Genomic DNA, 11,279 nt, shown 5'->3' with positions numbered 1-11,279 from the left:
TCGGACGCACGGTATCAATGGCATAGTTGTTCGAATTGGTCGTACCGGTGCCGGCATTGCCGGACAGATCGCTGATCCCGGTATTGTTCAGGACGATCAGGTTGGTCGTGTCATTGATGCTGGCGGTCGGTGTGAAGGTCGCGGTCCAGGTGATGCCGCCGTCGCTGCTGCTCACCGCCGTCAATGTGCCGTTGGCGATGGTCAGGTCGGCGTTGGTGAAACCGCTGACCGCTTCGCTGAAGGTGAACGTCACCAGCGAGGTTTCGCCGATGCTCAGCGCTGTGTCGGCCACGACGATGGTCGCGGTCGGCCGCACGGTATCAATGGCGTAGTTACTTGAGTCGGTGGTGCCGCTGCCGGCGTTGCCCGCCAGGTCGCTGACACCGGTGTTGTCCAGGGTGATCAGGTTGGTCGAGTCAGTAATGCTGGCCGTCGGGGTGAACGTAGCTGTCCAGGTGATGCCGCCATCGCTGCTGCTCACCGCCGTCAAGGTGCCGTTGGCAATCGTCAGGTCGGCGTTGGTTAAACCGCTCACCGCCTCGTTGAAGGTGATGGTCACCAGCGAGGTTTCGCCGATTTTCAGTGCATTGTCGGCCACCACGATGGTCGCGGTCGGGCGAGCGGTATCGACGACGTAGTTATTGGAATTGGTGGTACCGACGCCAGCTGTGCCCAGGCCGTTGATCACCCCGGTATTGTCGAGGGTGATGACGTTGGTCGTGTCGGAAATACTGGCGGTTGGCGTGAACGTTGCCGTCCAGGTGATACCGCCGTCGCTGCTGCTCACTGCCGTCAGCGTACCGTTGGCGATGGTCAGGTCCGCGTTGGTGAAACCGGTCACCGCTTCGGAGAAGGTGATGGTCACCAGGCTCGTTTCGCCGATGCTCAACGTGGTATCGGTGACCACAATGGTTGCGGTCGGCGGTGGTGCATAGGCGGTGTTGAGTATGCCGCCGTCGTTGTAGATTGCCGCCACGGCGGTCGGCGAGGTGCCGATTGCCCCCCCGCCCTGCGCAGTACCACCGGCACCGCTGCCCGCGGCATTACCGGCCAGGGCTGCGAAGTTGGCGGCGGTGATCAGCAACGTGCCCTTGTTCCAGATCGCACCGACGCCCCGGCCACCGATGCCGCCGTTGGAGGCGTTGCTGCCTTGGCCACCACCACCGCCGCCGCCACCACCGGCACCGATGTTGTTAGTAATGTTCGACGTGCCGATGATGGTGATAACGCCGGAGCTTGCGTTGTAGATCCCGCCAGCCGCGTTGCCGCCGGCGCCACCAACCTTGTCCCAACCGGCGCCGCCGCCACCGCCGCCAATGGAAATCGTGCCATTGGTGGCCGTCGCACCGTTACCGCCGTTGCTGTAGTAGGAAACGCCCACGCCGCCAGCCCCACCGGTGCTGGTGCCGCCGCGGCCGCCCATGTGGGTCGCGTCGTAACCGCCGCCGTAACCACCAACGCCACCGCTGCCTGCCTGGCCGCCCAACGTGCCGGTGCCCGGCCCGGCCGAACCGCCATGCCCACCACCCTGGCCGCCCAGACCGCCACCGCCGCCACCGCCACCGCCGTAAAACGCCCCCGTGACACCGCCGCCGCCACCGCCGCCAGAAGCGGCGTTTGAGGTCACGCTCACATTGTTCAGCGTCAGGATCCCTGCGTTGAAAATCCCCCCGGCCATGGCGCCCGTGGCGCCGTAGCCACCGTTGCCGCCCGTGCCCGACACCAGCCCACGGGTGATCACCAGACCATCGAGCGTCACGGTTTTGCCCGCCGCAATTTCAATCACCCGGGTCCTGTACTGACCGTCGAGAATCACATCCGCCGCACCGTCATTGTTCAAGTCGCCATCAACGGTGATGTTCTTGTTGATCAGCAGTTCGGAGGTCAACTGCACCGTCATGCCGGAGCTGAAAGTGACGATATCGCCGTTCTGCGCCGAAGCGATGGCGGCACGCAACGAGCCGACGCCGGTGTTCGCGTTGTTGGTGGCCGTCCAGGTCGCCAGGCCCCACTCATAGTCGCTCATGGCCATTTTCGACAGCACGTTGGTGCTTTCGATATTGCCGGTGGCGATCTCCAGATCCCAGTCGCCACCCACGCCGGTACGGTTGCTGGACGCCGCCACATCACGGCCGGTCAGTTGCGCCAGGGAATCGACGAAGTTCAAACCCCGTTCACCCTCGGCGGTGTAGCAGCCGTAGATCAGGATGTCGCCGCCGACGTTCATGTCCTTGCCGATTTCCGCCAGCACCGCGCTGCGGGCCGCGACGTTGTCGGCAGACAGGTAACTGTTCCCCAGCCACAGATCGCCCGCGTTACCGTGGGCGATGATCTGTACCGAGCTGATGCCCTGATGGGTGTCCAGGTAATCGGCAATCTGCTGCAAGCCGTCCTTGGTGGCATCGAGTTGGACCACCTGAGTACCGGGCGCCACACCTTTGAGCAGGCTGTCGGCATCCTTGACCCGGGAATCGACGAACACCACGCTCTGTCCCGGCACGGCAACGGGCGCCACGGCGGGCGTGGCATCGGCCTGGCCGTGGGTGTCCTGGCTGGCGGCCGGTTTCTCCGCAACGGGCGGCTTGGCCGCGTCGGCCGTGGTGTGGCTGTCAGCCTGGGCGGTATCGGCCACCGTGGCCGCGACCGCGCCGTCGAACAGCATTCGCGGTTCCAGGGACATGATCATTGGAGAGGCCAGCGCTCGTGCGCCTTTGGTAATCCGTGACTTGCCGTTGCTCCACCACATGTTACTCACCCGGACTCGAACGTTTTTCTGCGTAAACGAAAACGCCGCGATCAACTGATCGCAGCATCGGCTTTCATACGAATGACATTGGCGGCGCTGGCAGAGCCATCGAGCCAGAAGGACAATTCTGCGTACTGCTTGAACAAATCCGGCGGCAGAATCGTACGCCGCGATTGCAACTCGACTTTGGGTTTGACCTTGTGCAGGCCGGACACGCCGAGGGCTTGATCGAACTCCGGCGCGTCGTAGGCCAGGCGGTCGAAATCGTGCTCGAACCAGGGCTCGCCAATGAAGTCGTAGACCAGCCGCATCACCCGGTCAGGCGCCTGGGTCAGCAGGTCGTAATCGACGATCAGCAGCGAGTCGGCGTGTTCACCGTAATAGGCTTCCTTGAGCGCCGCCCAGGCAAAACCGACCAGGCGATTGCGTTGGGCGAGGGTTTCGCAGCGGCTGTAGACCGTGTTGCGTTCGACCGCATCGCCAAACAGCTTGGTGTTTTCAAAAGGGTTGGCGCGATAAAGACGCTCGATGCTGTCCATGACCCAGGCAACGTTGCGCACACAGGCAATGACCTTGGCTTGCGGGAACAGATCGCTGATGGCCGGCAGGCGCGAACTCCACAAGCGGTTGGTGTCGAACACCACCGGTTTGTCGGCCTTGTCGGCGTAGAAGGAGTCAAACAGGCCGCGAAGCAAACGGCGGCGCAGGTCGGTATCGATCACCGCGCCGAACTCGCTGCCGGCGCTGCATTGTTCGAGGACACCGGAAAAGAGTGAGCCGACGGGGCTGGTCATGCCGGCATGGAAACGCGGGTTCTGCAAAAGGATTGCAGAAAGCAGGGTCGAGCCCGAGCGCGGTAAGCCGGAAATAAAATGGAACTGCTGCAATCCCTTCACCCTAGTCATAAGTCCTTTATGTATGACGGAGCGTAGACCATGAATGGCCTTAAAAGTAGTGGTGTTTTGATATCAAATCGAAGTTACGGCGCTGACTAAAACGCGTTTTTTATTACTGCTTGTGAGGTGAATCGTTTAAGCATTCCACCGGATCAATGCAGTACGAACAATCGCGCAGTGGCGCCTCCCGCTTGTGTTTCGCCCGAGCGCTGCCAGCCTGAGGGCAACGGCGCGAACTCGTCCGGAACATCGACGGTGCCAATCAGCCAGACCCGGCCACTGCCCTTGGGCAAGCGGTCGAGACTGTCGAGGTACGTGTCCTGAGGCACCAATGTGCCGAAGCCATAGGCGTTCGGCCGGCTCGAAGCGCCATTGGCCAGCGGCGGAGTGAACAGCAGCGGCTTGGCCTCGGTGCGGTTGTAATAGACGTAACTGAGGTACCAGAGCATGTCACTGGTGACGATCCGGTCACCGGTCACGAAGTGCTGGTTCACGTAGTCGACCATGACGTTGATTTGATCATTGGTGTCCACCGTGGCGTTGTTCTTCAGACCCACCAGTTCAACACCGACAAACAGCACCAACACCGTCACGGCCAGCACCCGAAAGCCTGAATACAGACGATCAACCGCCAGCGCGACAATCATCGGCAGCCCCAGGGCATACGCCGTCAGGTAGCGCTCGATGAACACCGGCGTGATAAACGAAACCCCGAACACCAGCAGCAACGGCAACGCCGTGTAGATCACCAGCAGAGCGCTGCCACGAAAGACACTGCGGTCCCGCGCCAGCGCCACCCCCACAATGGCCAGTAACGCCAGCGGCATCGCGATGAACATCAGCGTCGGCAGGTTCTCGCCATCGTCCTGGATCAGGAACGACCAGAACATCGAAGGCAACGAGCCGAACGTGACAGGCGTTTCCCAGCCCACATCGCCGTTGGCCTTGAGTTGATCCAGGTGCTGGAGCAGATCGATCAGGCTCGGCGCCCACGGCAGGTACAACAACACGATCGCGACATTCGCCAGCCACCAGTCGGGGCGTTGGACATGGCGCAAGCGATGCCCCGGCTGGACGCGGATCAGCCCCAGATACAGCCAGTGGCAGAGCACGCACAGGGCCGTGAAGTAGTGGGTGTAGAACGCAGCAGTCATCAACAGCGCATACGCCACCAGATACCGCCTGCGATGCGGGTGCCTGATCCAGTAGGCCAGGGCAATCGTCGCGCCGATCAGCCACAACCCCAGCAGCGAATACATACGCACTTCCTGGCTGTAGCGCACCGCCGTGGGCAACAGTGCCAAGAGGAAACCGGCCAGCAGCGCTGCACGGCGAGTGGCGAGCAAGTCCATCAGCCAGACGCCGAGCCACACCGTGACGATGCCGGGCAAGGCGCTGAGGCAGCGGATCGAAAAAATACCGTCGCCGAACAACCCGACCCAGCCATGCAGCAGCAGGAAATACAGCGGCGGGTGCACGTCATGGGCCGCATGGACCCAGATGTCGGCCACTGAATACTGACTCAGTAGCAGGCTGGAACCTTCATCGCCCCAAATGGCGGCCGCCGTCAGGTCGTAGAAACGCACCAGCGCCGCCAACGCCAGGATCGGCAACAGCCAGTGCTCCTGCGCCCAGCGCAACCAGCGCTGAACAATCGCCCAGATGCCGGGCGCGGCGTGCGGCTCATGGGTGCCGCCAAACGGTGTTTCTCTGCGCGCCTCCATTACCCCCCCTGAAACAGCCCTCGACCACCCTGCCTGTTGATCACTTTAGGACGGCGCCGGTTCGTCGTCGATGCCGGTTTTGCGACCAGCGACATTCGGCCGTGAGGCGCATCAACTACGCTCTGGTTTGGCGTGACTCAGCCAGGGAAATGAATGGAGTCGGCTGATCGCAACGATGGTTCCGGACGTCCGGGCCACGCTTGTGGCGCGCCAGACAACTAACCTGAGGGATGAGGAACTATGGAAGTATTCATCGGCACTATCCAGCCTTTCGCCTTTAACTACGCGCCCAGCGGCTGGGCCTTGTGTAATGGCCAGACGCTCGCAATCCAGCAATACAACGCACTGTTCGCGCTGCTGGGCGTCAACTTCGGAGGCAATGGCGTCTCCAACTTCATGCTGCCCAACCTGCAAGGCCGAATGCCGGTGTGCATGGGTAACGGGCTGAACCTGACCCCACGCGTCATCGGCGAGTTCTCCGGGACCGAGAACGTCACCGCGACCATCACCAACCTGCCCAATCACACCCACGCCCTGTCCGGGCTGACGGCCACCACCACCCTGCAACTGGCCAGCCCGGCGAGCAACCCGGTCACCACCCCCACCGCGACCAACTCGTACATCGGCGCCTCCGGCGGCGGACCGGGCTCGGCGAGCATTTACTCCGATCAGCAAGGTGCGGCGGCCGTGCCGCTCAAGGGTGTGGCCACGACGGTCACCGGGGAAATCTCGTCCGCCGGCAACGGCCTGCCCATGGCAACGATGAACCCGTTCCTGGTGCTGAACTTCAGCATTGCCCTGGAAGGGCTGTTCCCTTCGCGCGGTTGAAATCCGGCCGGGGGATTCAACGCCCCCGGTCACTTTCATTTTGGGAGTGACGCCATGCTGCAACAGGTTCAACACCAACACTTTCAGGCGCTTCTGGGAAAGACGGGGACGCTGCGATTGCCGGATGGCAGTGAGCTGCCGATCCATATCGACAGCCTTGAAGAATCACCCCGATCGCGGATGCCGAATAGCGAGCGCATGCCGTTCGTGGTCGAGTTCAACAGCCTGCAATCCACGGAGTTCGTAGATGGGTTGTGTGCGCTGGAATTACCGGATCTTGGCTACGTGGAGGATATTTTTGTCTCACGGGTACCCGCCATGGGGCGTGATCCGGGCGTGGGCTATTTCTACATCGCATTCAACTGATTCACCGGGATCAAAATGTGGGAGCGGGCTTGCTCGCGAATGCGGCGTGTCAGTCGGCATAACGCTGGCTGACACACCGCATTCGCGAGCAAGCCCGCTCCCACATTGGGTCCGTGGCGTGTTCAAATTTTTGGATACCACACCAACCGCTCCGCCGCCGGATTACGCTCTTCAACCTGAAACCCCAGCGCCAGGTAATGCTGGCGCGCGTGGGCATTGTTGGCCCAGACCACCGTGGCCACCGGGCAGCGAATCTGCTGCGCAGCTTTCTGCACCCCTTGCAGCACCGCCCGACCGTAACCCTGGCCACGAGCCTGCGGGATGAACGCCAGGTACAGCACGCGGATTTCATTGGGACCAAAATCAGTGGTCAACGCACCGATGGCCGTGTCGAGCTTTTCGATCACGTAGTGCATCGCGTTGGGGAAGTGCTCTCCCAGCCCTTGTTCCTGTACCTGGAATTGCTGGGCGACGACCTGCTCAACCACCTCTCGCTCGCCGTCGATCCATTGCAGATCCGGTCGTGCCAATTGATAAAGCCTGTGCAGGAAAGGCCCATCGTTAACGCGCGACGGCCGCACCACCAAACCGTCGGCCACCACAGCATCCGTGTTCGCCATCGCTGCTCTCCCTAGAAACCGCTTTCCCTGACACCCAGCGCGGCCATTCGCCGCCAGGCAACGCCCAGCAATGACTCGCCACTCCCCTGCAACACCACCACGCCACGCAAAGGTTGAAGCGGCGTCGGGGTGGCCTCGAGGGTGTTCAGCCGTGCGCCGTATTGTCCCTGTACCGGCTCGGCCCGTTGCGAGGCATCCCGGCGCACGGCAATCGGCCCGTGGTGATCGGAGGTCAATGCCTCCTGATCGACATAGGTCGCGCCGTTGGTGTCGATTTCGGTCAATTGCACGGCGATCGCCGGGTGCATCGGATCATCGGCGATAAACCGCCCACTGGCGCCCGGCGCAACACGCCACAACTCAGCCTCGGCCAGATAACCACGCAGCCGTGCGCCGTCTTCCACCACCCGCGCCAACGGATCTTTGGGCGACAACCAGCGGCCGGCGGACAACTGCGGCAACAGATCTCGCACCTTGCCCGCCTGTGGCGCCCGAATCAGCAGCCGCTCCCGCTGCGCAGCCAACCCACGGTACTCGGCCACGGCCTCCGCCAGGCGCTGCTCGACAATGCCCGCATCGGCGGCGGTTTCGCTGCGACCAGCCTGGCGGCGCATCTGCAATTGCTGGATCTGGATTTCGCGACGGACGATGGCCTGGCGCGAATCCAGATCCGGCGACACCAATTCGATCAGCACATCGCCCTGAGCCACCACCTGACCGTCACTGACGTTCACCTGCCTGACCCGCGCCGCCACCGGCGCATGCAAGGTACTGACGCGCCCGGCCTCGAGCATCGACGGCAGTTCCACGGCACTGCGCCAGGGCAGCGCCAGAAACAGCACAAAAGCGACCAGCCCCAACGCACTCAACAACACCCGCGACACATGCGCGTGCTCACGCTGGCTCCACCACTCGCGCCACTCGCGCACGATAGGCAGAAAGATGAACCACACCAGCTCCACCAGCATCAGGAAAATCCCCAGGAGCTTGAAGAACAAGTGGTACACCGCCAGCGCAATCCCGAAAAACAGCACCGCGCGCCACAACCACGTTCCATAACCCCAGACCAGCAAACGCCGCCGCATCGTCGGCGACCAGGGCTCTGGAGCCGGTGCGCCGTAGCCGAACAAGGTCTCACGCAGATGCCAGCGGCACAGGGCAAAGGCTCGCCCTTGCAGGTTCTCCACGTCCCAGAAATCACTGAGCAAAAAGTAGCCGTCGAACCGCATGAACGGGTTGAGGTTGATCACCAGCGTGGTAATCCAGGTGGCACTGGCGAGCATGAACGCCGCCGTGCGCGCCGGTCCGTCGGGCAACAGCGACCAGGCGAGCAGCGCGATGCTCGCCAACAGCAGTTCGGCCAGCACGCCACCGGCCCCGATCAGCAAGCGGGCACGTCGATCATTGACCCGCCAGGCATCGCTGACGTCGGTGTAGAACATCGGCAGCAGCACCATGAACGCCACACCCATGCTTTGCACCCGACAGCCCGCGCGCTTGGCCATGAACGCATGGCCGAATTCGTGGCACAGCTTGGCAAAGAACAACGCCACGCCGAAGGCCAGCGCGCCACCCAGGCTGAACAAATGGGGGAAAGTCGCGATGAATCGCTGCCAATCCCGGGACACCAGAAATACCCCCAGGATCAGTGTTGCCGGCAATCCGAAGCGCAGCGTTTGCGGACCGAATCGCGACAGCCAGGGCCAGGCGCGATTGAGAAAAGCATCCGGCCGCCAAAGAGGGATCCGGAAAAACAGGTACTGATGCAACAAGACCTGCCACCACGACTGATGCTGGGCGGCGGCTTTCAAGTTGTAACTTTCACGCTGCTGCGGGTCGAGGGCACTGATCAGATCGTGGCTGCGCAGAAAGCTCAGCAGTTGCTCCAGATCGCTGCCGGCCAACGGCAAACCCGGCTCGCGATTGGCGGCGTGCAGTATTTTTTCGGGATCGCCCAGGGACCAATGTCGCAGCAAGCGCATCGCCGCCACCCCGAGTTTGAAATAGCGACCGCGCACCGGGTCGGCCAACGTCCAGCGCGGCGAACCATCCAGCGCCGGTGAAGCGGGCGTCAGTTGCAAATCCGCACGCAGGCTCGGCAGGCTCATCTACAGCCCCACACTCTGGCGCAAACCGGCCAGTGGTTTACGTAACAGGTACAGCGCCAGCGGCGCGCGATCGCCGAAGATTTTCGCCGTCCCTCGCAAGCCGATGCGCGGCGGCGCCTGATCGAAACTGGCATCGAGCCGATAGGCCAACTGCCCGCCGGCGGTGGGTTGTGCTTCATATGCTGCGCGCTCGAGCCGGGCCGAATGCCGTTGCAACGGATCACTGTCGAGGAACAGTGCGACTTGCGCACCCGGCTCCAGGGAAATCGCATCGCTCACCGCCAGCTCGATACGCAATTCGGCCTGGCTCGGGTCGGCGATTTCCATCAGCCGTTCGCCGGTCTGCACCGGTTTGCCGGTCCAGCGCTCGGCGTCGGCGAACACCGCGATACCGTCGCGCTCGGCCCGCACTTCGCTGCGCTTGAGCAATTCACGGGCGTAATCCCGTTCGGCGCGTTTTTGTTCGACGCGCGCCGCCAGCAAGTCAATCTTCGAACTGGACTCGGCATCGGCAAACGAGCGCTGGGAATTGGCTTTCAATTCAGCTTCGGCAACGCCCAACGCACGTTCGGCCACATCAGCCTGAGCCTTGAGGGTGGTGCCTTCGAAGCGCAGCAACGGGTCGCCGGTTTTCACCGTCTGGTTGGGTTTGACCAGGAATTCGGCGATCACGCCGTCCAGCGGCGCAGCCACGACGCGCCCGCCCAATGGCACTACTTCGGCCGGCGCCAGCACCGATTGGCGCACCGGGATCAACATCCCGAGCAACAGCAGCGCAATCAACGCGACCTGACGTTTTCGGGTCCAGCGCAGTCGCCAGGGCTTGTGCGGTTGCAGCGCCAGCCAGGCGTGACTGTAAGTGTCGCCGAGTTGCGACAGCAGCACTTGTTCGGCCGGGTTCCACGGTAAATCCCGGGCTAGCCACAGACCGCCGAACACTTCGCTTTGGTGATCGATCAGCGGCAACCAGAACACCTGGGCGGCGGACAGACTTTGCCAGTCCGCCTGAATCGATTCGCTGAGCAGATCGGGCGCAATCACCCGCGCCTGCTTCAGCACATCACGCTTGAACAACTGCGCCACGGCCTGCTCGACGAACGCCACGAACGGCGCGTTCGGGTCGACGGTACTCACGCCCGTCACCGCGTGCACCTTGCCGGCAATCAACAACGCGGCATGACGAAAACCGAACAAGCCCTGAGCGTCATTGACCAGGCTGTAGGCCAGTTGTGACGGAGTGCGTGCGGCGCGGGTCTGGCGCTCAAGATCGAGAAAGCGGGCGAAGACCTGTTCCGCGCCGCCGCTGACCGGAGCGTTCACTTGAGCTCCGCGAAACGCGCCGTTCCGCTCATGCCGGCCAACAAACCAGAGGCGTTGGGCAACGTCGCGACCAACAGCAAGGTCTGACTGCCCTCGTCAATTCGCGCCCCCAGTCGTTTGACCGTGGCATCCAGTGGCCGGCCGGTTTCATCGGGGACAAAACTGAACGTCTGGCCGGGCTTGAGTTTGCCCATCCAGCGCGACGGCACCAGCAAATGGATTTCCAGGGTGCGGTTGTCGACCACATCGAGCAACGGCGCGCCGGCGGCAACGCTTTCAAAACGCTGAACCTTGCGCTCCACCACCTGACCATCAAACGGCGCAACCACGCTGCAGCGTTTGACCTGAACCTGATACACCTGAGATTGCGCCTGCGTCTCGCTGAGCCTGGCCTCGGCCCGCGCCACTTCGAAACGCCCGACCGAATTCAACGCCGCCAGTTGTTTGTTGTGAGCCAACTCCTCACCGGCCCCACGGCTCGCAGCCTGCGCCGCATTGAGCTGCGCCTGATAAGCCGAACAATCGAAACGCGCCAGCGTATCGCCCTTCTTGAACGACTCGCCCTCACTGAACGGCAACTCGACAATCCGCCCGGACAACTCACTGGCAAGCATCGCCTGATCCCGGGCCCGCAACACGCCACGGGCCTCGGTACTGGCTGGCGAACCGCC

The 11,279-nt window shown here is 62.7% G+C and carries 9 protein-coding genes; 2 read left to right on the top strand and 7 right to left on the bottom strand.

Annotation, left to right across the window (positions count from 1 at the left end):
• The 3 genes from PMI32_RS26865 to PMI32_RS26875 all read right to left on the bottom strand — a co-directional run.
• On the bottom strand, positions 1-2,746 hold a 2,746-nt coding region (locus tag PMI32_RS26865; RefSeq protein WP_008024635.1), incomplete at its 3' end, for an Ig-like domain-containing protein.
• Between the two features lie 50 nt (positions 2,747-2,796).
• Complete coding sequence (locus PMI32_RS26870) at positions 2,797-3,642, bottom strand: sulfotransferase family protein (RefSeq protein WP_032828565.1); 846 nt, start codon at positions 3,640-3,642, stop codon at positions 2,797-2,799.
• Positions 3,643-3,794: 152 nt separating this feature from the next.
• Positions 3,795-5,366, bottom strand: a complete 1,572-nt coding sequence (locus tag PMI32_RS26875) for a glycosyltransferase family 39 protein (RefSeq protein ID WP_008024633.1) — start codon at positions 5,364-5,366, stop codon at positions 3,795-3,797.
• 240 nt (positions 5,367-5,606) lie between these two features.
• Here PMI32_RS26875 and PMI32_RS26880 point away from each other — a divergent pair, with 240 nt between their 5' ends.
• Complete coding sequence (locus PMI32_RS26880; protein ID WP_008024632.1) at positions 5,607-6,194, top strand: phage tail protein; 588 nt, start codon at positions 5,607-5,609, stop codon at positions 6,192-6,194.
• A gap of 54 nt (positions 6,195-6,248) precedes the next feature.
• Positions 6,249-6,560, top strand: a complete 312-nt coding sequence (locus PMI32_RS26885) for a DUF6916 family protein (protein WP_008024631.1) — start codon at positions 6,249-6,251, stop codon at positions 6,558-6,560.
• Between the two features lie 122 nt (positions 6,561-6,682).
• On the opposite strand, the gene PMI32_RS26890 is transcribed toward PMI32_RS26885, so the two are convergent.
• The 4 genes from PMI32_RS26890 to PMI32_RS26905 form a co-directional block, all read right to left on the bottom strand.
• Positions 6,683-7,180: a GNAT family N-acetyltransferase gene (locus PMI32_RS26890; RefSeq protein WP_008024630.1), complete on the bottom strand. Its 498-nt coding sequence runs from the start codon at positions 7,178-7,180 to the stop codon at positions 6,683-6,685.
• An 11-nt stretch (positions 7,181-7,191) separates the two neighbouring features.
• The gene (locus tag PMI32_RS26895) at positions 7,192-9,288 is read right to left on the bottom strand and encodes an efflux RND transporter periplasmic adaptor subunit (RefSeq protein WP_008024629.1); all 2,097 of its coding nucleotides are present in this window, start codon (positions 9,286-9,288) and stop codon (positions 7,192-7,194) included.
• Positions 9,289-10,608, bottom strand: coding sequence for an efflux RND transporter periplasmic adaptor subunit (locus PMI32_RS26900; protein WP_008024628.1), 1,320 nt, complete (start codon positions 10,606-10,608; stop codon positions 9,289-9,291). It lies immediately after the preceding gene.
• The coding region (locus tag PMI32_RS26905; protein ID WP_008024627.1) for an efflux RND transporter periplasmic adaptor subunit at positions 10,605-11,279 on the bottom strand (675 nt) is incomplete at its 5' end. The genes PMI32_RS26900 and PMI32_RS26905, both read right to left, overlap by 4 nt.

It is taken from the genome of Pseudomonas sp. GM60 (assembly GCF_000282415.1).
GTDB classification, from domain to species: domain Bacteria; phylum Pseudomonadota; class Gammaproteobacteria; order Pseudomonadales; family Pseudomonadaceae; genus Aquipseudomonas; species Aquipseudomonas migulae.
Note: the sequence above shows the minus strand (reverse complement) of the source record. Positions and strands in the feature narration are given on the sequence as shown.

Coding starts and splice junctions, on each gene's coding strand:
- PMI32_RS26885 (WP_008024631.1), top strand. CDS start 6,249: ATGCTGCAACAGGTTCAACACCAACACTTTCAGGCGCTTCTGGGAAAG.
- PMI32_RS26875 (WP_008024633.1), bottom strand. CDS start 5,366: ATGGAGGCGCGCAGAGAAACACCGTTTGGCGGCACCCATGAGCCGCAC.
- PMI32_RS26890 (WP_008024630.1), bottom strand. CDS start 7,180: ATGGCGAACACGGATGCTGTGGTGGCCGACGGTTTGGTGGTGCGGCCG.
- PMI32_RS26880 (WP_008024632.1), top strand. CDS start 5,607: ATGGAAGTATTCATCGGCACTATCCAGCCTTTCGCCTTTAACTACGCG.
- PMI32_RS26895 (WP_008024629.1), bottom strand. CDS start 9,288: ATGAGCCTGCCGAGCCTGCGTGCGGATTTGCAACTGACGCCCGCTTCA.